The 22,498-nt window shown below is 71.9% G+C and carries 20 protein-coding genes; 11 read left to right on the forward strand and 9 right to left on the reverse strand.

Annotation, left to right across the window (positions count from 1 at the left end; all coding sequences use genetic code 11):
* Window positions 1-15 precede the first annotated feature (15 nt).
* The 3 genes from H305_RS0126300 to H305_RS0126310 are packed head-to-tail and all read left to right on the forward strand — an operon-like array spanning window position 16 to window position 2,756.
* On the forward strand, window positions 16-777 hold the full coding sequence (locus tag H305_RS0126300; protein WP_028803042.1) for a vWA domain-containing protein: 762 nt from the start codon (window positions 16-18) through the stop codon (window positions 775-777).
* A 3-nt stretch (window positions 778-780) separates the two neighbouring features.
* On the forward strand, window positions 781-1,587 hold the full coding sequence (locus tag H305_RS0126305) for a PP2C family serine/threonine-protein phosphatase (RefSeq protein WP_028803043.1): 807 nt from the start codon (window positions 781-783) through the stop codon (window positions 1,585-1,587).
* Entirely contained in the window at window positions 1,584-2,756 is a 1,173-nt protein-coding gene (locus H305_RS0126310; protein ID WP_028803044.1) for a hypothetical protein, read from the forward strand. Before H305_RS0126305 ends, H305_RS0126310 begins: the two co-directional genes overlap by 4 nt.
* 97 nt (window positions 2,757-2,853) lie before the next feature.
* On the opposite strand, the gene H305_RS0126315 is transcribed toward H305_RS0126310, so the two are convergent.
* The 6 genes from H305_RS0126315 to H305_RS0126340 form a co-directional block, all read right to left on the reverse strand.
* Window positions 2,854-3,462: a hypothetical protein gene (locus H305_RS0126315; RefSeq protein ID WP_028803045.1), complete on the reverse strand. Its 609-nt coding sequence runs from the start codon at window positions 3,460-3,462 to the stop codon at window positions 2,854-2,856.
* Complete coding sequence (locus H305_RS0126320) at window positions 3,449-4,984, reverse strand: substrate-binding and vWA domain-containing protein (protein WP_028803046.1); 1,536 nt, start codon at window positions 4,982-4,984, stop codon at window positions 3,449-3,451. The genes H305_RS0126315 and H305_RS0126320 overlap by 14 nt, the downstream gene beginning before the upstream one ends.
* On the reverse strand, window positions 4,981-6,156 hold the full coding sequence (locus H305_RS0126325; protein WP_028803047.1) for a toxic anion resistance protein: 1,176 nt from the start codon (window positions 6,154-6,156) through the stop codon (window positions 4,981-4,983). Before H305_RS0126325 ends, H305_RS0126320 begins: the two co-directional genes overlap by 4 nt.
* Window positions 6,157-6,169: 13 nt before the next feature.
* On the reverse strand, window positions 6,170-7,249 hold the full coding sequence (locus H305_RS0126330) for a substrate-binding domain-containing protein (RefSeq protein ID WP_028803048.1): 1,080 nt from the start codon (window positions 7,247-7,249) through the stop codon (window positions 6,170-6,172).
* 408 nt (window positions 7,250-7,657) lie between these two features.
* Window positions 7,658-8,080, reverse strand: a complete 423-nt coding sequence (locus H305_RS0126335; RefSeq protein WP_028803049.1) for a hypothetical protein — start codon at window positions 8,078-8,080, stop codon at window positions 7,658-7,660.
* A 103-nt stretch (window positions 8,081-8,183) separates the two neighbouring features.
* Window positions 8,184-9,395, reverse strand: coding sequence for a pyridoxal phosphate-dependent aminotransferase (locus tag H305_RS0126340; protein WP_028803050.1), 1,212 nt, complete (start codon window positions 9,393-9,395; stop codon window positions 8,184-8,186).
* 126 nt (window positions 9,396-9,521) lie between these two features.
* Between H305_RS0126340 and H305_RS0126345 the strand changes: the two genes are divergently transcribed.
* The gene (locus H305_RS0126345) at window positions 9,522-10,262 is read left to right on the forward strand and encodes a hypothetical protein (protein ID WP_028803051.1); all 741 of its coding nucleotides are present in this window, start codon (window positions 9,522-9,524) and stop codon (window positions 10,260-10,262) included.
* A 155-nt stretch (window positions 10,263-10,417) separates the two neighbouring features.
* Window positions 10,418-11,311, forward strand: coding sequence for a S1 family peptidase (locus H305_RS0126350; RefSeq protein WP_028803052.1), 894 nt, complete (start codon window positions 10,418-10,420; stop codon window positions 11,309-11,311).
* An 18-nt stretch (window positions 11,312-11,329) separates the two neighbouring features.
* Here H305_RS0126350 and H305_RS0126355 read toward each other — a convergent pair whose 3' ends face one another.
* Both H305_RS0126355 and H305_RS0126360 read right to left on the reverse strand, forming a co-directional pair.
* A complete protein-coding gene (locus tag H305_RS0126355) occupies window positions 11,330-12,958 on the reverse strand; it encodes an N-acyl-D-amino-acid deacylase family protein (RefSeq protein WP_028803053.1) in 1,629 nt (542 codons plus the stop codon).
* Between the two features lie 9 nt (window positions 12,959-12,967).
* Window positions 12,968-14,245 (reverse strand): amino acid deaminase, encoded by a 1,278-nt coding sequence (locus H305_RS0126360; protein ID WP_028803054.1) that lies wholly within the window; start codon window positions 14,243-14,245, stop codon window positions 12,968-12,970.
* Between the two features lie 241 nt (window positions 14,246-14,486).
* Between H305_RS0126360 and H305_RS0126365 the strand changes: the two genes are divergently transcribed.
* The 5 genes from H305_RS0126365 to H305_RS0126385 all read left to right on the forward strand — a co-directional run bounded on the left by H305_RS0126365 (window position 14,487) and on the right by H305_RS0126385 (window position 19,353).
* Window positions 14,487-15,785, forward strand: coding sequence for a sugar kinase (locus H305_RS0126365; RefSeq protein WP_420708132.1), 1,299 nt, complete (start codon window positions 14,487-14,489; stop codon window positions 15,783-15,785).
* Window positions 15,782-16,561 (forward strand): IclR family transcriptional regulator, encoded by a 780-nt coding sequence (locus H305_RS0126370; RefSeq protein ID WP_028803056.1) that lies wholly within the window; start codon window positions 15,782-15,784, stop codon window positions 16,559-16,561. Before H305_RS0126365 ends, H305_RS0126370 begins: the two co-directional genes overlap by 4 nt.
* Window positions 16,558-16,968, forward strand: coding sequence for a RidA family protein (locus H305_RS0126375; RefSeq protein WP_028803057.1), 411 nt, complete (start codon window positions 16,558-16,560; stop codon window positions 16,966-16,968). The genes H305_RS0126370 and H305_RS0126375 overlap by 4 nt, the downstream gene beginning before the upstream one ends.
* 134 nt (window positions 16,969-17,102) lie before the next feature.
* The gene (locus tag H305_RS0126380; protein ID WP_051370975.1) at window positions 17,103-18,620 is read left to right on the forward strand and encodes a GntP family permease; all 1,518 of its coding nucleotides are present in this window, start codon (window positions 17,103-17,105) and stop codon (window positions 18,618-18,620) included.
* A gap of 64 nt (window positions 18,621-18,684) precedes the next feature.
* Entirely contained in the window at window positions 18,685-19,353 is a 669-nt protein-coding gene (locus H305_RS0126385; RefSeq protein ID WP_028803059.1) for a hypothetical protein, read from the forward strand.
* Window positions 19,354-19,375: 22 nt separating this feature from the next.
* Here H305_RS0126385 and H305_RS0126390 read toward each other — a convergent pair whose 3' ends face one another.
* A complete protein-coding gene (locus tag H305_RS0126390) occupies window positions 19,376-20,740 on the reverse strand; it encodes a M14 family metallopeptidase (RefSeq protein WP_028803060.1) in 1,365 nt (454 codons plus the stop codon).
* Between the two features lie 364 nt (window positions 20,741-21,104).
* Here H305_RS0126390 and H305_RS0126395 point away from each other — a divergent pair, with 364 nt between their 5' ends.
* Window positions 21,105-22,436 (forward strand): Nramp family divalent metal transporter, encoded by a 1,332-nt coding sequence (locus H305_RS0126395; RefSeq protein WP_028803061.1) that lies wholly within the window; start codon window positions 21,105-21,107, stop codon window positions 22,434-22,436.
* Window positions 22,437-22,498: the final 62 nt, after the last annotated feature.

A 22,498-nucleotide genomic window follows, 5' to 3' on the forward strand; every position in this document is an offset into this window, starting at 1 on the left:
GACCGGGAGACACAGATGCACAGCGAGTACCCGCCCACGCTGCCGGCGGAGTATGCCGACATCGAGTTCGAGAACAACGCGCAGCGGCTGCCGCTCGTGCTCTGCCTCGACACGTCGAGCTCCATGGCCGGACAGCCCATCCAGACGCTCAACAACGCGCTCATGGAGTGGACCCGGGAACTGCACGACGACGTCAGCCTCAGCTACAGCGTGGAGGTCGCCGTGGTCACCTTCGGCGGCCAGGGCGTCGCCGCCTGGCGCGGTCCCCAGCTCCTCGCCCCCCGCGCCCCGGTGAGCCCCTTCGTGCCCGCGCACACCTTCCAGCCGCCGCAACTCACCGCCGCCGGGGTGACCTTGATGACGGAGGCGCTGGAGCTGTCGATGCACATCGTCGCGGCCCGCAAGGCCGAGCTGCGGGCCTCCGGCCTCCAGTACTACCGGCCGCAGATCTGCCTGGTCACCGACGGGCTGCCGACCGACGGCACGGGTCATCTCACCGACGCCTGGCACCGGTTGATCCCCGTCCTCGCCGACGAGCAGCGCGCCCGCCGCTTCCGGCTGTACGCGATAGGCGTCGGCGGCATCACCGACATGGGCGAGCAGGTGCTGCAGGCCTTCGCGCCGAAGTTCAACGCCCGGCTCCAGGGATTCCCCTTCCGCGAGCTGCTCCAGATGATGTCCGCCAGCGCGAACGCCGAGCAGAAGGGCGCGGGCGACGAGGTCTTCGAGAAGATCTTCAGCCAGTTCAAGACGCAGCGCCCGGCCTGGGAATCCTGACCGATGGCCACCGTCGACGAGCGGGAGTCGCCGTGGCGGATCCACGGCATGAGCGTCGAGGGCTACCGCCACCGCCGCCAGGGCCTGCCCTGCCAGGACGCCTGCGCCTACGCCGCGTCGCCGTCGGTGGCGGTCCTCGCCGTCGCGGACGGCGCCGGCAGCAGGCCGCGCTCCGAGGAGGGAGCCCGGCTCGCGGTGGAGCTGGCCGCGGAGCACTTCGCGCGGCGGGCCGCCGCGGCGGCGGACCGCCACCCCGGCGAGGCCGTCCACGAGCTGCTGGAGGACGCCTTCCACGACGTCAGCAAGGTGTTCCTGGACAGGACCGGGGCCGAGGCCGCGGACTTCGCCACCACCCTCACCGTCGTGGTGCTGACGCCGGGCTGGCTGGGCCATCTCACCGTGGGCGACGGCTTCGTCGTGCTGCGGGCCGGCGCGGAGGACGGCGAGCGCCAGTTCCATCTGCTGCCGCAGGCGATGGCGGCGAGCGAGTACAGCAACGAGACGGTGTTCCTCACCTCGCCGGACGCGGCCCGCTGGGTGCACACCGACTGCGTGTCCGACGAGGGGATCGACGGGGTGCTGCTGTCCACCGACGGACTCGTGCAGGCCGCGCTGAACCGCGCGGGCAGCGGCACACCGTCCCCGAACGTCTCGTTCGTCGACGCCGTGTTCCGCTCCCTCGACGCCCCCGGCCCGGTCACCGACAGCGCCCACGAGGGCCTCGCGACCCTGCTGAGGTCGGACCGCCTGACCGCCCTGAACGCCGACGACAAGACACTGCTGCGTGCCGTGCGGGGGGCGCGGCCATGAGCGGGCTCACGGTGTTCCTCGACGGGAAGCCGGTCACCCTCGCGGAGCTGCCGCTCAAGGGCGGCGGCCAGGCCGCCGTGTTCCCGGTCGTCGGCGACGACGGCATCGTCGTGAAGCTCTACCGGGAACCGCCCGGCCTGGAGCAGGAGCGGCGGCTGATGCGGATGCTGACCATGTCCCCGCTCGCCGCCCGCCCCACCGACCGCTCCCAGCCGCCCGAACTGGCCTGGCCCACCGCGCTCGCCCGCGGCCCGCAGGGGGAGTTCCTCGGCTACGCCATGCGCCGCTTCGGCGAACCCGATCACGTGCAGGTCATCGGCCTGTTCACCCGAGCCCAGCGCCTCAAGCTGTTCCCCGACCGGGCCGACTGGCGCTTCCTGCTCGGCGTCGCCTGGAACCTCGCCTTCATGACCGCCCGCATGCACTACGACAACCTCGTCATCGGTGACTTCTCCAGCAGCAACGTGGTCGTCGACGCGAACGGCTTCGTCACCTTCCTGGACTGCGACTCGATCGCCTTCAACGACCCGGTGACCGGCGAGCTCTTCCCCTGCCTGATGCACACCACCGACTACTCGTCGCCCGAGCGGCAGGCCGGCGGCCCCGCCACCCGCGCCACCGACGACTTCGCCCTCGCCGTCCTCGTCTACCAGCTGCTGACGGCCGGCAACCACCCCTTCGGGGGCGTCCCGCACGACAGCGCCTCCGAGTCGACCGTCAAGGACAACATCGCCGCCAGCTGCTCCTACGTCGTACGCCCGGAGCGTGTGGTCATCCCGCGCGGCACCATCGACCCGTCCGTACTGCCCCCCGAACTGCTCACCCTGGCCCGCGCCGCGTTCGGCGCCGGCGTGCACGCGCCCGCCGCACGCCCTCCGGCGGAGGCGTGGCTGCGCGCGCTGGACAAGGAGCGGTCCCTGGTGCGGGTCTGCCCGAGCCGCCCGCTGCACACCTTCGGCTCCCATCTCACGTCCTGTCCGTGGTGCACCCGGGCGGCGACCACCGGGCACGACGTGTTCAACGGTCCGCCGCCGGTGTCCGTACCCGTGCCGGACCCGCGGCGGGGACAGGACCCGGATGACCCGGACGGACCGTGGCCCGCGGCCCTCAAGGCCGCCGTTCTGATCGCGGTGGTGGTGGTCCTGGTCATCATCGGGCTCTCGCGCTGACGACAGCAGGGCACGCCCGTACGGCGCTCGTGGCAGGCCCGTACGGCGGCCGCGGCGGGACCGGTGCCGTGCCCGCCGCGCCGGGCGCGGCGTGACGTCACCGCGCGCGGCCCCGGTCCTCCAGATAGCGCGTGTGCGACTCCTGCCGGCGTGCCTCGGCCTGCCGCAGCGTCGTCGCGAGCCGGTCCGACTCCTCGTGCAGCAGGGTGAGCTGGCGCTCCAGATGGCGTTCCGGCGGTTCGGTGCCGGGTGCCAGCCGGGTCCACCACCTCGTCCGTACGAAGGTGTCGACGGCCTCCGGGACGTCCTGCCGTACCGCCCGGGACAGCATGTGCACGCCCTCCGGGTCCTGGGCGAGGACCTCGGCGACCCAGCCGGGGTCCAGCAGCGCCGCGAGGAGTCCGGTCAGTTCGGTGAGCCGGCCCGCCGCGGCCGGCGGCAGCTCGACGCCGTCCAGATACTCGCGCAGCGTCCCGAAGTCCCGGCGCAGTTGCTCCAGTTGGGCGGACGGATCGGGGAAGTCCGGGAGGTCGGGACGCTCGGGCGGGGCGATCAGCGCGCCCGCGCCGTACAGGCCCGCGACGACGAAGGGCCAGTACGGGCCCGCAAGTCCGGTGAAGGTCAGCGCCAGGCCGAGGAGCCCGCCCGCGCTGCCGGCGAGGTTCTTGCGGGACTCGAGGAAGCGGACGAGCCTACTGGTAGCCACGGATCTCCTCGAAGGCGCCGTCGAGCGAGCCCTTTCGGGCGTCGAAGAGACGGCCGCCCGTCAGGTCGGCGATGTGCTGGAGCTCGCCCCGGTCGGAGTCGCCGAACAGGATGGGGAAGACGGGGATCTCGCGTTGCCCCGCGGGGAGCCGCCGGTAGAAGCCGTCGAACTCCCGGGGGCCCGCGCCCGTCGTGTTCTCGCCGTCCGTCATCAGCACGATCGACGTGAACGTGTCGCCGTCGGACCCGAGGTGTCCGTACGCCTTCTCCAGCGACGTGTAGATCGCGGTGTCGCCGTCGGCGGTGAGCGCGCGGGTGTCCTCGCGGATGCCGTCGAGCCCGGTCTCCGGGTCCCCGGGCCGCACCACGTGCGTGCGGACGCTCTTGACCCCCGAGCCGAACGGCATCAGCGTCACCTCCTCGCGGTCGCGGAAGTCGCCCGTCAGATTGGTCAGCGCCTTCTTCAGCCGGCCGAGCCGGTCGCCGCCCATCGAGCCGGAGGTGTCGAGGACGTAGACGGTCCGCGACGGCCGGCGGAGCTTGTTCTCGTACGAGTCGAGGAGACGGTCGGCGACGGAACGGCTGCCGGGGAAGGGGAGCTCACGGCGCCTGCTCGTGTCGAGCCCGGGCGCCGGGGGCACCGAGGCGACGACCGGGCGGCGGTGCGTCTGCCGGGTGATCTCCCGCTGGACGGCCGGGGTGCGCAGGGCCTCGGCGAGGCGGCGCACGGTCTCGCGGGTGTCCGCCGAGCCGACGGCGAGCGAGGAGAGGGGGTAGTCGGCGGTGACCACGCCGTCGCGCGGCCGGATGACCGTCAGCCCCTTCACCCCCTCCAGTACCGACTCGTAGTTGAACAGCGCGTCCACGGTGCCGCGCCGCCGGTACGCGGTGGCCAGCCAGCCCGAGGACCCCGACGTCAGCTTCTGTCCCGCGAAGAACTCCCGCAGCCGCGGGGCCGCCTTCCGCACGTCCGCGTCCGTGAGCGCCGACTGCGCGCCGGACAGACCCGAGGCCACCGAGATCAGCGTGGCGAAACCGGAGTTGGAGCGCGCGGGGTCGGTCATCCCGTACGTCAGCTTCCCGTCCGCCACGGCCTTCTCGACCTGGGACCAGGTGACGTCGTCCGGATTCCAGCCCAGCTCGGTCACGGTGGCCGGCTTCACGCCGATGGCCACCGGGCTCGACATGACGGGCGTCTCCGAGACCACCCGGCGCGCCGCGTCCGGACGCAGCCGCAGGCAGTCGTTCGACGACAGCCACAGCGCGTCGAACGACCGGTCCGCCCCGCCCTTCGCCAGCAGGTCGACGGCGGCGAGCGTGCCCATGTAGGTCGGCTTCACCGTGATGCCGGTGTCCTCGTGGATCCGGTCGAGGACCGGCTTCATGTCACCGAGTTCGCTGGAGGCGAGGACCCGCAGGGTGCCGGGCCCGGGCGCCCCGCCGCCGGACTTCTCGTTCTCGGGTGCCGTGCACGCCGCGACCGCGAGGAGGGTCACGACGGCGCACGCCGCGCGTCGTCTCATCCGAGCCCGCCTTCCAGCGCGCCCTGCGACCGGCTGCGCTCCAGACAGGCGCCCGCGTGCCGGAGCTCGGCCGTCAGGGACTCGACCGTCGCGGCCATCGACTCCGTCGCCTGCACCTTGTACGTGTCGATCGCGTCGAGCGTGCGGTAGATCTGCTGGAAGGCGCCGCGCAGGGTCTCCGCGCCGACGGCGGGGTCGGCGGCGATCCGCTGGATCTCGCCGCTCTGGGTGGCGAGCATCTCGGCGTTGCCGCGGATGAGGTCCTCGGTGGTGCCGCGCAGGGCGTTGACCTGGTCGACGACCTTGCGCTGGTTGTCCAGGGCGGAGGCCAGCATCACGGAGATGCGCAGGGCGGAGACCGTGGTGGTGGCCGCGCGGTCGACGCCCTTGATCAGCTCGTCGTTGTTGCGCCGCACCACGTCCATGGCGAGGTAGCCCTGGGCGCACACGGCGAGCTGGGTGAGCAGGTCCTGGTGCTTCTGGCGCACCGGGAACAGCACGTCGGAGCGGAGGCTGTCGGCCTGCGCCGGGTCGGCGGACCCGACGCCGGCGATGTGCTCCTCGACGGTCGTGTCCAGGGCCTGGGTGAGGACGACGTACTCCTGGAGCTTGCCCATCGTCTCCCACAGCCGGACCCGCTCGGTCTGCAACGCCGCGTTGTCCCGGCGCAGTTCGTCCTGGCCGCCGCGCAGCGAGCCGACGATCTTGTTCAGGGTGCCCTGCGCGGAGGCGTACTTGGCGACGTGGTCGCGCAGCCTGTTGCCGCCGGGGAGCCGGGAGAGGAACTTCCTCCCCTTGCTCGCGGGCAGGTCCCGCGGGTCCAGGTCCTCGACCACGCGCCGGAGTTCGACGAGTGACCCCGCGACGTGGGACCGGGCGTCCTCGCCCTTGCCGGGCAGGCTGCGCAGTGTGCGCTCCAGCATGCGGTTGGACTGTGCGGCGGCGCCCCGCATCTCTCCGGCGCCCAGACCGGTGATCTCGCCGACCTTTCCGGCGAATTCGGGGGAGCGGGCGTCGAGGCCCGCGAGTCCGCCGACGTACTCGGCGGCGCGGCGCGCCATCTCGTCCCGCACGGACGGTTCGACGGGGACGAGCCCGCCGGCCTTCTCGCGGGGCACGGCCGACACGGCCTCCGGCGGCGTGAGGGTGAACTCGTTTTCTGTGCTGGTCACTTGGTGCTTCCCCCTAGTTCCCGGCCCGGCGCGCCATCTCGTGCAGCACCTTGGAGGCGGGCACGGGCGCCTGCCGGACGCCGGTCAGCTTCTGATTGAGGTACGAGGTGCGGCCCGCGGTCGCCGCGGTGAACTCCGCGGTCGCGCCCTGCGGCCGGAACCCGTGCCGGACGGCGAGCCTGCGCAGCGTCGAGTCGGTGCTGAGGAGTTCGCCGAGCGCGCGGCCGGCATCGGTGAGCGGGACCACCGTGTGGTCGCTGTTGGCCGTGGTGTCCGGGTACAGGACGGTGAGGTCGCCCGCCTCCCGTCCGCCGTCCTCGCCGAGCAGCGCGGCGACCTGGGACTCGTAGACGAGGACGAGAGGATTGCCCGCGCCGCTGATGAAGTCCCGGAACGCCGCGTCCGTGCTGGACTGCTGGGCGCCCTGCACACTGATGAGCTTGCGCATCAGGGGCGCGGTGCGCTCCACGTCGGCGGCGGAGGCCGCGACGCGTCCCTTGTCGGCCACGTAGGAGGCGGCGGCGAGATAGAGGGCACCGGAGTTGGAGGTGGCCGGGTCGGTGGTGGCGATGTAGAGCGTGCCGGTCAGCTCGCCGTGTGCCGCGGCGCCCTTGAGCTGCTGCCAGGTCCGGTCGTGCCGGGCGGCGTCGAGACAGGCCTCCATCTTGAGGGTGCCGGTGTTCCTGTCGAGGGCGGCGAGTCCGTTGGCGGCGAGGACCTGTGCCGCGCTGCGGTGCGCCACGACGACGACCGGCGAGTAGAAGGGCCTCGGCAGCGGCTGCCGTGCGTGGTACTTGCGGGCGAGCTCGTCGGCCGGTGCCTGGCTGGACGGGAACGCGAAGTCGTACCCCTTGAGGTCGAGCCCTTCCATGGCCCAGGACCCGGACGTCTCCGTCTTCACGGTGTAGCCCTTGGCGGCCAGGGCCTTCACCACGTCGGGATCGGCGAAGAACTCCGCCTTCTCCGATCCGATCACTCCTCGCACGGTCTTCGTTGCCGTGCCCTTGTCCTGACCTTCGCGGCCTGCGACGACGGCTGCTGCCACTCCGCCGATCAACAGCACCGCCAGGACGATTCCTGCGATACGTCTCACGCCTGGAGCGTGCGCCCCGGAACCCAACGTTCCCGGTCTGGGCGGGTGAACAGGGGGTGACCACCGGGTCCCGGTACGCAACCGGAGGGGGCACCCTCCTGCCGGCCTGCACGGCGCACCCCGCCGGCCTGCCTCACCCCCCCGGGTCCAAGGGGGTGGACCGGCTGCCGTGCCCGACGCCGACGCGCCCCGGTCGACCGGCCGATCGCGCACCGCGGCGGGGCCCGGGCGGCCTTCCGGGGAGCCTGGTGCGGAGTCCGGGGCGACCGGGTCCGCGGTGCGCCGCGCGCGCGTGCCGGGGTGTGGTGACCGGGCCTGCCGGACCGCGAGGTGCGGGTCATATGGCGCCCGGTCCGCGCGTCGCTGCGGGTGCACGCGGACCGGGGCCGTCAAGGGGAGCCCGCAGGCTCAGTGGGGCGCGAGCTCGCGGGGCTCGGCGACCGGGGCATGGGCGTCCATGCGCTCGGCGGCGAGGATCGCCGCCGCGGTGTCGGCGCGGGACGCCGCGACGACGAGGGCGCGGCCGGCGAGCGCGTGCGCCCGCTGGTGGAGCGCCACCAGGTGTGGTTCGTGCAGGGCGGCGGCCGCCGCGGCACGCACCGGCGTCGCTCCGCCCCGCAGCCGCGCCACCTGCGCGGTGAGCCGCTCGGCGGCAGCGTCCAGGTCGGCGGAGGGCGCGAGAGCGCGGATCTCGTCCGTGACCGCGAGCAGCGCCGCGAGGTGACCGGCGAGCTGGATGTCCAGCTCCTCCTCGCGCGACCGGTGGGGGAAGTCCGAGGAAGTGGTGCCGGCCGTCGTGTGGACCGACTTGGTGCGGATCGGTTCGTACATGGGACGGCCTCCTGTGCTCTGACAGGAAGCCATCCTAGCTTGGATTTCGTCTAAAGTTGAGCCGAGTCGCAGATTTGTGCACGGTGCGCACGCAGCGTGAGCGTCAGGGCTGGGTGTAGCCGTCCAGGAACTTCCCGATCCGCGTCACCGCGTCCGTCAGATCGGCGACCGCCGGCAGGGTGACCACCCGGAAGTGGTCCGCCTCGGGCCAGTTGAAGCCCGTCCCCTGTACGACCATGATCTTCTCGCGGCGCAGCAGGTCGAGGACCATCTGCCGGTCGTCCTTGATCTTGAAGACCTTGGGGTCCAGGCGCGGGAAGAGATACAGCGCCCCCTTGGGCTTGACGCACGTCACGCCCGGGATCTGCGTCAGCAGCTCGTAGGCGACGTCCCGCTGCTCCATCAGCCGGCCGCCGGGCAGCACCAGGTCGTTGATCGTCTGCCGTCCGCTCAGCGCGGCCACCACTCCGTGCTGGCCCGGCATGTTCGCGCACAGGCGCATGTTCGCGAGGATCGTCAGCCCCTCGATGTACGACTCGGCGTGCGCGCGGGGCCCGGAGACCGACATCCAGCCCACCCGGTAGCCCGCCACCCGGTACGCCTTCGACATGCCGTTGAAGGTGAGGGTGAGCAGGTCGGGGGCCACCGCCGCCGTCGCCGTGTGCGTCGCCTCGTCGTAGAGGATCTTGTCGTAGATCTCGTCGGAGCAGACCAGCAGATTGTGCCGCCGGGCGATGTCGGTGAGCCCCCGGATCATCGCCTCGTCGTAGACCGCGCCCGTCGGGTTGTTCGGGTTGATGATGACGATCGCCTTGGTGCGGTCGGTGACCTTCCGCTCCACGTCGGCGAGGTCGGGCATCCAGTCCGACCGCTCGTCGCAGCGGTAGTGCACCGCCGTACCGCCGGACAGGGACACGGCCGCCGTCCACAGCGGGTAGTCCGGGGCGGGCACCAGGACCTCGTCGCCGTCGTCCAGCAGGGCCTGCATCGCCATCACGATCAGCTCGGAGACGCCGTTGCCGATGAAGACGTGCTCGACGTCCGTCTCGATGCCCAGGGTCTGGTTGTGCATGACGACGGCCCGGCGCGCGGCGAGCAGGCCCTTGGCGTCGCCGTAACCGTGCGCGGAGGAGACGTTGCGGAGGATGTCCTCCAGGATCTCCGGCGGGCACTCGAACCCGAAGGCGGCCGGGTTGCCCGTGTTGAGCTTGAGGATGCGGTGACCGGCTGCTTCCAGCCGCATCGCCTCCTCAAGAACCGGACCCCGGATCTCGTAGCAGACGTTGGCGAGCTTCGTGGACTGGATCACCTGCATGCCCGTGAGCTTACGGCCGTGTAACGCGGGGTGGGGGGTGTTTTCCACCACGTGAGACGTGCCGGTTCCGTCGCTTTCGTCCCCGTGCTGGGCTCGGACCCCTTGGGGTCTCTACAATCCGCCCTCATGTCCTTGCAGCCCGGCGACCCCGAGAACCGGCCGAGGGTGTACCTCCCGCAGAGCGGCGGCGAGGGCTCCCCGGCCTATGACGCCTACGCCGACCCGGCCGCGGCGCACGGCTGGCAGGAGGGATACGACGGCGTCGGCGACACGGCCGTCGGCGACACGGCCGTCGGCGGGCCGCCGGCCCCCGCGGACGGTGACGCCGCACAGGAGCGGGACGCCGTGCGGGACCCGGCGGCCGCCGACGGTCCCGCGCAGGAGTGGGACGCCGCGTGGAACCCGGCCGCCGGCGACGCGGCGGGCCGCCTCGACCGGCTGCGCCACCGCCGTCGCACCCGACTGGTCCGCCGGCTCGCCGTGGGCGCCGGAGCCGTGTGTGTCGTCGTCCTCGGCGCGGCGCTCTCCGGGGCCTTCGACTCGGCACCGTCCGGGGGCCCCGCGCCCGCGGGACGCGACGCGGGCGACGGCGCCGGTGACGACTCCGAGGTCCCGGGCGTCCCGTCCGCGGGTGCGGAGGACGGTGGCACGGACGGCGCGACCGCGAGCGGAACGCCAGGCGGGTCCGCCTCCGCGACCCGGGACGCCACGCCGTCCGCCACGGCGACGGCCTCGCCCTCGTCGTCCGGCGCTCCGAAGGCCACCGCGTCCCCGAGTCCCACGGCCGCCGGAACGTCCTCGGCGGGCCCCGGCAACTCCGACAGCCGCCCCGGTCACGGCCAGGGTGCCACCAAGCGGCCCAAGTAGCCCTGCGGGTTGCCCGCCGGCGCACACCCGGAAGCCGGGACGAGGCCGGAAACAACTCCTTGTCCCCTCACCCCTCGCGCCTCACAATGCGCATGACAAGAGAAGGGTGGCTGGAAGACCTTCGGTCACCCCAAGTCGCAAGAGGGGACCCCCACATGAGAAAGCCTCTCGTCGCCGCGCTCTTCGCCCTGGTGATCGCCGGGACAGGTGCGGCACCCGCGGTCGCGGCGCCCGCTCCCGACCGCGCCGCGCAATCACCGCTCCAGGAGCAGGCGTCGGCCGGGAAGGCGTCGCCCGACCGGGCGCCCGCAGTCCAGGCCGTGGACTTCGCCGGCACCGTCTCGCTCAGCAACTGTTCCGGCTCGGTCGTCCGGATGCCCGGCTCCGAGGACGACGACCCCGCGCTCGTGCTCTCCAACGGCCACTGCCTGGAGACCGGCTTCCCGGAGCCCGGCGAGGTCATCGTCGACCAGGCCTCCAGCCGCTCGTTCGGCCTGCTCAACTCCGCGGGCACCAGGGTCGCGACGCTGCGCGCCAGCAAGGTCGCGTACTCCACGATGACCGACACGGACGTCACGATCTATCAGCTCACCCGCACCTACGCGCAGATCAAGAGCTCGTACGGCATCGCTGCGCTGACGCTGAGCGACACGCACCCGGTCGCCGGCACGGCCATCAAGGTCGTCTCCGGCTACTGGAAGCGCATCTACAGCTGCAACATCGACGGGTTCGTGTACCGCCTCAAGGAGGGCGACTGGACCTGGAAGGACTCGGTCCGCTACACCTCCGCCTGCAACACCATCGGGGGCACGTCCGGTTCACCCGTCGTCGACAACTCCACCGGCAAGGTCGTCGCCGTCAACAACACCGGAAACGAGGACGGCGAGCGCTGCACGGTCGACAACCCCTGCGAGGTCGACGCGAACGGCACCGTGACGGTCCGTCAGGGCATCAACTACGCCGAGGAGACCTACCAGATCGTCCCGTGCTTCGGGCTCGACAACAAGCTCGACCTGAGCCGCTCCGGCTGCACCCTGCCCAAGCCGTAACCGCTGCGCGGCGGGTGGTCATCCGGTCGGCTCGCGGCGGACCGCCCGCCCCGCCAGCACATCCGTCCTGCGCCCGTCCTCGATCACGAAACGGCCGTCGACGAGGACGTACGGGATACCGGTCGGCAGCGTGCGCGGGGCCTCGAAGGTGGAACCCGCGGCGACCGTGGCCGGGTCGAAGAGGACCAGGTCGGCGCGGTTGCCCTCGCGGACGATCCCACGGTCGGGCAGCCGCAGCCGGGCGGCCGGGCGGCCGGTGAGGTGGGCGACGCACTCCTCCAGGGACAGCACGCCCAACTCCCGTACGTACCGGCCCAGGTAGTGCGGGAAGGTGCCGTACGCCCGCGGATGAGGCTTCTCGCCCCGCAGGATGCCGTCCGAACCGCCCGTGTGCACGGGGTGGCGCATGATCGCCCGGACGTTCTCCTCGTGGCCGACGTGCTGGAGGATCGTCGGGCCGAGCCGGTCCTCGACCAGCAGACGGCGGGCGGTGTGCCAAGGAGTCTCGCCGCGTTCGTCCGCGGACTGCCGGACCGTGCGGCCGACATAGGGGGCGAGGCCGGGGTCGCTCACGCCGGAGATCTCGATGGTGTCCCACTCGATGGGGACGCCGTGGCAGCCGTCCGCGCCGACGACCTCCATGTGGTGCCGGATCCGCTCGGCGGTCGCGTCGTCCCGAAGCCGGGCGAGGACCGCCTCCGGGCCGCCCTCGCCCGCCCAGCTGGGCAGCATCGCCACGAGCGTGGTGCAGCCCGGCGTGTAGGGATAGGTGTCCAGGCTGATGTCCGCGCCGCCGGCCAGTGCCTCGTCCAGCAGAGCCAGCAGTTGCGGGGCCCGCCCCTTGTTGACGCCGAAGTTCATGGTGGCGTGGGCGAGGTGCAGCGGGCAGCCCGCCTCGCGGGTCAGGGCGACCATCTCCTCGTACGCCTCGAGGGCGCCCGCCCCGTACGAGCGGTGGTGCGGGCAGTAGTAGCCGCCGTGCGCGGCCACCACCCGGCACAGCTCCGTCAGTTCGGCGTCCTTGGCGTACATCCCGGGTGTGTACGTCAGCCCGGACGACATGCCGACGGCGCCCTCCCGCAGGCCGTCGGCCACCAGTCTGCGCATCCGGTCCAGCTCCCCGGGCGTCGCCTCGCGGTCCTCCCAGCCGACCGCCAGCATGCGCACGGTGCCCTGCGGGATCAGGTACGCGGCGTTGACCGCGATCCCCTCGCCGTCGAAACCGTGGTCGAGCCGGTCCAGGTACTCGCCTACCGACCGCCAGGTGAAGTCGATGTCGTCGCCGTGGCCGTTCCAGCCGGTGATCGCCCTGCGGACCTCGGCGAGTGTGCGGTCGTCCACCGGCGCGTACGACAGGCCGTCCTGGCCGATGACCTCCAGGGTCACCCCCTGCGCGGCCTTCGCGCTGTGGTCCGGGTCGCGCAGCAGCGCCAGGTCGCTGTGCGCGTGCATGTCGATGAAACCGGGGGCGAGGACCAGGCCCTCGGCGTCCAGTTCCCGGCACGCGGTCGGGCGCTGGCAGCCCGCCGCCGCGGCCTCCTTGACGATCGAGACGATCCGGCCGTCGTCGACGACCACGTCGGCGCGGTACGAGGACGCACCGGTGCCGTCGACGACGTCCGCGTCACGGATGACGAGATCCAACACGGCGGCCTCCTAGAAGAACGTGCGGACGTAGTCGACGACCGTGCCGTCCTGCTCCACCACGGGAATCAGCTCCCACTTGTCGAAGGACGTGCAGGGGTGGGACAGACCCATGCCGATCCAGTCGCCGACCCGCAGCTCCGCGCCGGGGGAGGTGCGCAGCCACGCGTGCTGGTCGGAGAGGCCGGTCACCTCGACGCCGCTCGCCGCGTGCTCGACGCCGTCGCGCCGCACCACCTGCGCCTCGGGCAGATCCAGGTCGTACGCAGCGTCCCGCTTGCCCGCGTTGGCGAAGGCCTGGTCGGCACTGGGCCGGGAGACCACCTGGGCCCACAGCCGGAAGGCGGGGTGCAGCGCGCCCTCCTCCGGGATGCGGGTGAAGGGGGTCAGCTTGCGGTAGTGGCCGTCGTCGTGGGAGACGTACGCGCCGGACCGCAGCAGCTTCAGGACCGGCCGGGAGAGCGCGGGGATCTCCGCGAAGACGTCGGCGACCGCGTCGAACCAGGCGCTGCCGCCCGCGCTGACGACGATCTCCTCCAGCCCCCCGAACCGGCCCGCCTTGTCGAAGTCCGCCGCCAGCGCGGTGAGCCGGCGCAGCCAGGCGTGCACACGCTCCGGGTCCGCCTGCGGCACCTCGCCCTCGTAACCCGCCACGCCGGCCAGCCGCAGCGTCGTCGTCGCGGCCACCGCGTCGGCGACCGCCGCGCACTCGGCCTCCGTACGGACGCCGGTGCGGGCTCCCTCGCCCGCGGCGAGCTCCACGACCACGTCCACGGGGCGGGCGGTGCGGGCCAGCGCCGCGTCCATCAGCTCCACCCCGCGCACGGAGTCCACGTAACAGATGAAACGGAAGTCCTCGTCCCGGGCGAGCTCGGCGGCGATCCAGCGCAGCGCCGCGTGGTCGACGAGCTCGTTCGCCAGGAAGATCCGGTCGATCCCGAACCGGCGTGCGACACGCACCTGGTGGGGGACCGCCAGCGTGATGCCCCACGCGCCGTGCTCGATCTGCTGCCAGAACAGCTGCGGGGCCATCGACGTCTTGCCGTGCGGCGCGAAGGCGAGGCCGTGCCGGGTGGCGTACGTCTCCATGAGGGTGAGGTTGTGCTGGAGCCGCTCGGCGGAGAGCGCGAGGACCGGGGTGGTGAAGCCGTCCGTGAACAGATTGCGGCGCTGGGCGGCGAGCTCGCCGACGGTCAGTCCGTCGGCGTCCGGCGGGAGGCCCTTGAAGCGGTGGTCGACACGGTCCGCCGTGAGAGCGGCGAGCTGTGCTGCGGCGGTGTCGGCGCCCATGGGGCCTCCTTGATCAGGTGTGTTGCCAGCGCTCCACTGGTGCGTTGCGCAATATGCAACGGTCATTGCGTATGTCGCTTACTGCTGTCTAACATCCCAGCCAACGCAGGGTCAACGGTGCCGTTGGCCGCGAGGTCCTGCCGTCGCCCCCCCGCCCGCTCGAAGGGCGGAGGGGAGCGTGACGGCAGGACCTGGAGTGTCCACCACGCCGTACCCGCGAGAGCAAGGAGCCTCAGCCATCGTGACCCCCGACGGACCCGCTGACACCGCGCCCCACGGCGCCGCCGCCGGCCTCGGCGACCCCGTCGACGTGGTCGCGCTCGGCGAGTCCATGGTCACCTTCCTGCCCTCGCAGCCGGGCCGCCTCGCCGACGTCCCGTCCTTCGAGCGGGGCATCGGGGGCGCCGAGTCCAACGTGGCGTGCGTGCTCGCCTGCGCCGGGCACACCGCGCGCTGGGTCGGCCGGGTCGGCGCGGACGGGTTCGGCGACCACCTCGTGGAGACCATCGCCGCGTACGGCGTCGACACCTCCGCCGTGCGTCGCGACCCCGACCGCCCGACCGGCATCTACTTCCGCACCGCGGGCGACCGGGCGACCGACGCCCACGAAGTCGCCTACTACCGCGCCGGGTCCGCCGCCTCCGCGATGGCGGCCGGCACCCTGGACCTCGACGCCGTCCGTGCCGGCCGCGTCCTGCACCTGTCCGGCATCACCGCCGCGCTGTCCGAGGACTGCCTCGGCCTGATGCGCGAGCTCACCGCGCCTCGGCCGGGCCGTCCGCTCGTCTCCTTCGACGTCAACCACCGCCCGGGACTGTGGCGCGACGCCGCGGGCCCGCGGGTCCTGCTCGACCTGGCCCGCGGCGCCGACATCGTCTTCGTCGGCGAGGACGAGGCGCGGGAGGCCTGGGGCCTGCACGGGGCGCGCGCCGTCCGCGACGCCCTGCCCGAGCCCGGCGTCCTGGTCGTCAAGCAGGGCGAGGCGGGAGCGACGGTGTTCGAGAAGACCGCCGCCGGCCGGGGCGAAGCACTTGTCCCCGTCGGTGGATACGGCGGGGGCGAAGGGGAAGGCGTCGGTGGCCGGGGCGAGCGGTCCCGTCTCGCCGACCGGGGCGAGACGCTCGTCGGCGTCGGCGGGACCGGCGCAGAGGACGCCTCCGGCGGCCGGAGACAGGGCGTCGCCGCGTCCGGGCGCGGCGACGGTGCCGCCGACACCGCCACCTTCGTGCCCGCCCTGCACGTCGACGTCGTCGCCGCCGTCGGTGCCGGCGACGCCTTCGCCGCCGGCTTCCTCTCCGCCACCCTGCGCGGACTGCCCGTCCGCGACCGGCTCCGGAACGGCCACCTCATGGCCGCCGCCGCGCTCACCGACCCCGGCGACCTCGCCACGCCGCCGTCCCGCGACCACGCCGACCGCCTGGCCGCTCTCGACGACGACGCGTGGGGGAGACTTCGACTCGGCCCCGGCTGGACGAAAACCATCGGCCACGCCGCCGATCGAACCGTCGATCGGGCCGAGGAGGAGGTACGCACGCCATGAGTCAGACCGTCGACCGCGCGCTCAGCATCCTGCCGCTGCTCGCCGAGGGCCCCGCCGACCTCGGCCAGGTCGCCGACCGGCTCGGTGTGCACAAGTCCACCGCGCTGCGGCTGCTGCGCACCCTGCACGAGCACGGACTCGTCTACCGCCAGTCCGACCAGCGCTACCGGCTCGGCGCCCGCCTCTTCGCCCTCGCCCAGGAGGCCGTGGAGAACCTCGACGTGCGCGAGATCGCCCACCCTCACCTCGTACGCCTCAACGAGCAGTGCGGACACACCGTCCACCTCGCCGTCTACGAGGAGAACGAGGTCCTCTACATCGACAAGGTGGAGAGCCGCTACCCCGTGCGCATGTACTCGCGCATCGGCAAGCCCGTCGCCATCACCGTCGCCGCGGTCGCCAAACTGCTGCTCGCCGACCTCCCCGAGGCCGAGCGGCGGGCTCTCGCCGACAAGCTCGACTACCCCATGTACACGGCCCGTTCGATCCCCAACGCGCCCGCCTTCCTCAAGGAGCTGGCGACGGTGCGCGAGCAGGGCTGGGCCACCGACCTCGGTGGCCACGAGGAGTCCATCAACTGCGTCGCCGCCCCCATCCGCGGCGCGGACGGACGCGTCGCCGCCGCCATGTCGGTCTCCGCACCCAACGTCGTCGTCACCGCCGACGAACTCCTCACCCTGCTCCCGCTGGTGCGCCGTACCGCCGACGCCATCAGCCGCGACTACTCGGGCAGGACCCCCACGAAGGAAGCCCCCCAAGAAATGAGCACGGAATGACGGACAAGATCGCCCTCACCCCGAGGACGCACACCACCCCGCCCGCGAAGTTCTCGCACGGTGTGAAGAAGGGCAACATCCTCCAGGTCGCCGGCCAGGTCGGCTTCCTGCCCGCCGAGGAGGGCAAGCCCCCGACGCCCGCCGGCCCGACCCTGCGCGAGCAGACCCTCCAGACCCTCGCCAACGTCAAGGCGATCCTCGAAGAGGGCGGCGCGAGCTGGGACGACGCGATGATGATCCGCGTCTACCTCACGGACGTCGGCCACTTCGCCGAGATGAACGAGATCTACAACCAGTACTTCGAGGAGCAGGGCCTCACCGCGCCCCCCGCCGCCCGCACCACCGTCTACGTCGGACTGCCGGCCGGACTCCTCATCGAGATCGACGTGCTCGCCGTCCTCGGCTGACACGCACCTTCGGACCACCCGCACTTCCGCACGCCGTCACGGCGCGGCGCCCCACACCCGTCATCCCCCGGGGCGCCGCGCCGCGATCCCCCCTGCCCGAAAGCACCATGCACTTACGAAACAGAGGCCCTCCCATGGCGTCCCCCCTGTCCCTGTGGTCCTCGGTGCCGTCGCACCCGCTCGCGGCGCCGGCTCCGGCCACCCCTGAGACACCACCTCACACCGGCGGTCTGCTCCTCCTCGTCGACGGCACCGCCGGGCTGCTCACCGTCGCCGCCCTCGGCATCGCCCTGCTGCTGTTCCTCATCATCAAGGCCAGGCTCCAGCCGTTCGTGGCCCTGCTCGCCGTCTCCATAGCCGTCGGCCTGGCCTCGGGACTGCCGGTCACCGAACTCTTCGGCACGGTCCAGCGGTCGACGGCCGTCTCCGTCATCGAGTCCGGCATGGGCGGCATCCTCGGCCATGTCGCCATCATCATCGGCCTGGGCACCATGCTCGGCGCCATCCTCGAAGTCAGCGGCGGCGCGGAGGTGTTGGCCTCCCGGCTGCTCAATCTCTTCGGCGAGAAGCGCGCACCGCTCGCCATGGGCCTGACCGGCCTGATCTTCGGCATCCCGGTCTTCTTCGACGTCGGCATCTTCGTCCTCGCGCCGATCGTGTACGCCGCCGCCAAGCGCTCCGGCAAGTCCATCCTGCTCTACTGCCTGCCGCTGCTCGCCGGCCTGTCCATGACCCACGCGTTCCTGCCCCCGCACCCCGGCCCGGTGGCCGCGGCCGGTCTGCTGCACGTCCAGCTCGGCTGGGTCATCCTCATGGGCATCGTCTGCGGCGTCCCCGCCGTCCTGGCCGCCTGGGCGTACTCCGCCTGGATCGGCAGGCGCCTCTTCGTCCCCGTACCGCAGGACATGGTCGAGGCCGCGGCGGAGGCCAGGCAGGCGGTCGTCGAGGAGCAGCGCGCGTCGGGAGTGGAGCCCCAGGAGAAGCCGGTGCCGCTCGGCACGGTCCTCGGCATCATCGGTACGCCGCTGGTGCTGATCCTCGCGGCCACCTTCTCGTCGATCGCCCTGGACCCGTCCACCGTCCGCTCGGTCGTCGAGTTCTTCGGCAGCCCGTTCGTCGCCCTCACGATCGCCCTGCTCCTCGCGTACTACCTGCTCGGCATCCGCCGCGGCTGGTCCCGCAAGTCCCTTGAGACGGTCTCGACTTCGTCCCTGAAGCCGGTCGGCAACATCCTGCTGGTGGTCGGCGCCGGCGGCATCTTCGGAGCCGTGCTGAAGGCGAGCGGCGTCGCCCAGGCCCTCTCCGACACCTTCAACGACGTCGGCCTCCCGGTGATCGTCCTGTCCTATCTGATCTCCGTGGTCCTGCGGGTGGCCCAGGGCTCGGCGACGGTCGCCATCGTCACGACAGCGGGCATCGTGGCCCCGCTGCTGACGGAGGGTCACCACTCCCAGGCCTTCGTCGCCCTGGTCATCATGGCGATCTCGGCGGGCTCCATCTTCGCCTCGCACGTCAACGACGGCGGGTTCTGGATGGTCGCCAAGTACTTCGGCATCAGCGAGCGCGACACGCTCAAGACGTGGACCGTGCTGGAGAGCGTGCTGTCCGTGGCGGGCTTCGCCGTGGCCGCCGCGGTCAGCCTGGTCGTGTAGGCGTCTGATAACGAAGTCGGGGCTGGCTGTGTGCGACACAGGATCGTCGACCATACTGCCCGCTGTGGAGCAGCGCATAGGTTCGAGCAGCCAGCCCCTGGGCGCCGGATTCGACCCGGCCTTCGTCCCCGGACTCACCTCGCCCGCGGCCGCGGAGCCCGAGGACGCGGTGTCCGGCACCGCGGCCGAGGACGCCGCGATCGGGGAGACCTCGCCGAAGGCGGCGGAGTCCGGCGAGTCCGACGTCGAGGAGACAGCCTCCGGCGGGACGGACGACGCGGTCGACGCCGGCCGTAAGGACGACGAGGAGACCGCGGAGGCCGGCCCCCGAAAGGCGGCGGCCGACGCCTTCGCCGAGGACGCCGACGACGAAGCGGAAGGCGCCGGCGACAGGGCCGGGGCGGACGCGGAGGACGCGGCCGACCCCGACGGTCCCGTCTTCGAGGCATCCGACCGCCGCGCCTCGATCACGGCCGACCACCGCGGCGTACGGCTGCGCCTGGACGACCAGGAGGCGGAGTTCCGCTGGGACGAGATCGGGGCCGTCGAGACGGAGTCCCCGCGCTTCGGCAAGCGGTTCACCGTCACCGTGCACACGCCTGACCGCCGCTGGTACCCGATCGAGATCGAGGCGACGGCCAGGTCGCGCTTCAAGGAGTGGGAGTCGCGGCTCGACGAGGTCCTGGACGCCTACTTCGAGGACGGCGAGGACGCCGAGGGCGACGCCGCGTGACGCGCGGGGCACCTCGCCCCGGCTAGCTGCAGTACTGGTCGGCCTTCCCGATCGACCGGTACATGCAGTCGGCGTTCTCCAGGAGTTGCAGCACCGCGTCGCGGTTGCGTGCCGTCTCCCGCTCGATGACCTCGTCGGGCGGGTAGAAGCCGCCGCCTCCGGATGACGGGTACATCTCGAAGGTGTAGCTGAAGATCTTCTGGGCGCCCCACAGGTAGTCGTCGATCGAGCCGTCCGTGATGTAGAGGTCGCTGGACTGCTCGGGCGTGTAGCCGTTGCTGGCGGCCATCTTCTCGCCGACGGTCCTGAAGGCGTTGTAGTCGTCCGCCGTCATCCCGGTCGTGGTGTTCGAGTACGTGTACCCGAACGGCCACAGCACCAGCTCGCTGTACGTGTGGAAGTCGATCCCGGCGGTGATCTGCTGCTTGCCGCCGACGACCCGGCCGCGGACGAAGTCGGCGACGACCTTCACCTCGGGCGCCGACTCGGCGGACGCCCCGCGGTAGGTCTCGGACGACTTCGACCCCGAAGAGCCGCCGCAGCAGCCCCACTTGTAGTTCCAGTTGCGGTTCAGGTCGGTGCCGACGTACGAACTGCCGCTGTTGGGCTGGCGGTTCTTGCGCCACGAGCGGTAGGAGCCGGTCGCGATGTCGTACTCGCCGCCGTCGGGGTTGAGGTCGGGGACGATCCAGATCTCGCGGCTGTTCACCATGCCGGTGATGCGGGAGTCGGAGCCGTAGCCCGCGCCGAGTTCGCGGAGCAGATACAGCGCCATCTCGACGGTCAGGTGCTCGCGGGCGTGCTGGTGGAAGGTGAAGAGCACCTCGGGCTCGTTCTCGTCGGTGGCCACGTTGTCGCTGACCTTGATGGCGACGATGTCCCGGCCCTGGTAGGACTTGCCGATCACCCGCTTGCTCATGATGTCCGGGTACGCGGCGAGGCGCTGGTCGATCTCCGTGTTCATCTCGGCGTAGTTGTGGTACTTCGAGTCCGCCGACGGGAAGTCGAAGAGCCGGACGTCACCGGCGCCGCCCGACCGGTCCGGTGCCGAGCCCAGCGGTGAGACGTCGTAGCCGAGCGCGCGCAGTTTCCTGATCTGGTCCGCGCGGCCCGAGACGACGACGGTCTCCTCGTCGGCCTCGTCCACGGTGACACCGGTCTGCTGGATGGCGGTGCGGGTCACCGGTGTGGTGCCCTGATGGATCTCGTACTGGCGGACGTCGTCGGCAAAGGGGGCGTGGGCTCCCGCTCCGCTCGCGGTGGCGTCGGTGACGGTGGCGGTGAGGGGGGCCGCGAGGGCGAAGGCCGCGAGGACGGCGAGGGCGGCGGTGCGCCGGCCGTTCTTCCTCGACCCGGTCGCGCCGCTGCCGCGTATGCGAAGTCGCATGAAGTCTCCTTGTGTCTCCAGGAATTCCGGGATCTCCGGAATGTGGGGAGTGGAGCGGGGGGTGGTTCATGGCGACGTGCCTGGTGCGGGTGCGGCGCTCATGGTGCGGCCGTGGCATGAGCAGGTCAAGCGATGACAAAGCGGCGATGGCGGGAATCGGCCGAAATTCAGCCCGGTGGCGTACGTGGGCCGCATCGGTCGCGGCGCCACGCCCGAGGTGCGGACGGGCGGATGCACCAGGCCCGGGCATGGCCCGGGCCCGCTCGCCCCCGGCCGTGGGGTCGTGTGCCCGATGGGTGCACATCGCGTGGCGATCGGCGTACGCGCCCTTGTGCACCACCGCCCCACACGCTTTCTTGACCGCATGACGGAGACCACCGGGAAGTCCGCGAAGCCGGCGTCGGCGGAGACCGACTCCCACCCCCGCAAGTCCAGTTGGAAGTACATCGGACCCGGGATCGTCGTCGCCGCGACCGGCGTCGGCGCCGGCGACCTCGTCGCCACCCTCATCGCGGGCAGCAACTTCGGCTACACGCTGCTGTGGGCCGCCGTCATCGGCTGCCTGGTCAAGATCTCCCTGGCCGAGGCGGCGGGCCGCTGGCACCTGTCCACCGGCCGCACCCTCTTCGACGGCTGGGCGAGCCTCGGCCGCTGGACGACGTACTTCTTCGTCGTCTACGCGGTCGTCTGGGGCTTCGTCTACGGCGCGGCGGCGATGTCGTCGAGCGCGCTGCCGCTGCAGGCCCTGTTCCCCGGCGTCTTCCCGGACGACTGGTCCATCAAGCCGTGGGCCGTCCTGTGCGGGCTCGTCGGCCTGGTCTTCGTCTGGTTCAACCGGTACGAGGTCTTCGAGAAGGTCATGACCGTGCTGGTCGGCGTGATGTTCGTCGTCACCGTCTACCTCGCGGTCCGGGTCACACCGAACCTCGGCGACGCCCTCGCGGGACTCCTGCCCGTACTGCCCGACGAGAAGGACTCGGTCCTCAACACGCTCGGCCTGATCGGCGGGGTCGGCGGCACGATCACCCTGGCCGCCTACGGCTACTGGGTCAACGCCAAGGGATGGACGAACACGGGCTGGATGAAGGTGATGCGCCTCGACAACCGGGTCGCCTACGTCACCACCGGCATCTTCGTCGTCGCGATGCTCTTCGTCGGCGCGGAGCTGCTGCACTCGGCGAACGTGGCCATCGCCGGCGGCGACCAGGGGCTGATCCAGCTCGGCGACATCCTGGAGGAGGAGTACGGCACGGCGACCGCGAAGTTCTTCCTGATCGGCTTCTTCGCGACGTCCTTCACCTCGCTCATCGGCGTCTGGCACGGCGTGAGCCTGATGTTCGCGGACTTCGTGGCGCGCTACCGGACCCGGGAGCAGGCCACGGGCGAGGAGGTCGCGGCGGGCGGCCGCGAGAAGTCCTGGCCCTTCCGCGCCTATCTGCTCTGGCTGACCTTCCCTCCGATCGTGCTCCTCTTCCAGGGCGAGCCCTTCCGGCTCGTCATCCTGTACGGAGTCCTGGGCGCGGCCTTCCTCCCCTTCCTCGCCCTCACCCTGATCTGGCTCCTGAACTCCTCCCGCACGCCCCGCGAATGGCGCAACGGCCCGCTGAGCAACGCCATGCTGGCGATCGCCGGGCTGCTCTTTCTCGTCCTGTGCGTCAAGCAGATCTGGGACCAGCCGTGGTCGGACTTCATCTGATCCGTGCTCCCCGCACGCCTTTGGTCCGGGTAGGTTCGCGTGTGCCCGGAGCGAACGAGGAA

This window comes from Streptomyces sp. 142MFCol3.1 (assembly GCF_000424945.1).
In the GTDB taxonomy this organism is placed as follows: Bacteria; Actinomycetota; Actinomycetes; order Streptomycetales; family Streptomycetaceae; genus Streptomyces; species Streptomyces siamensis.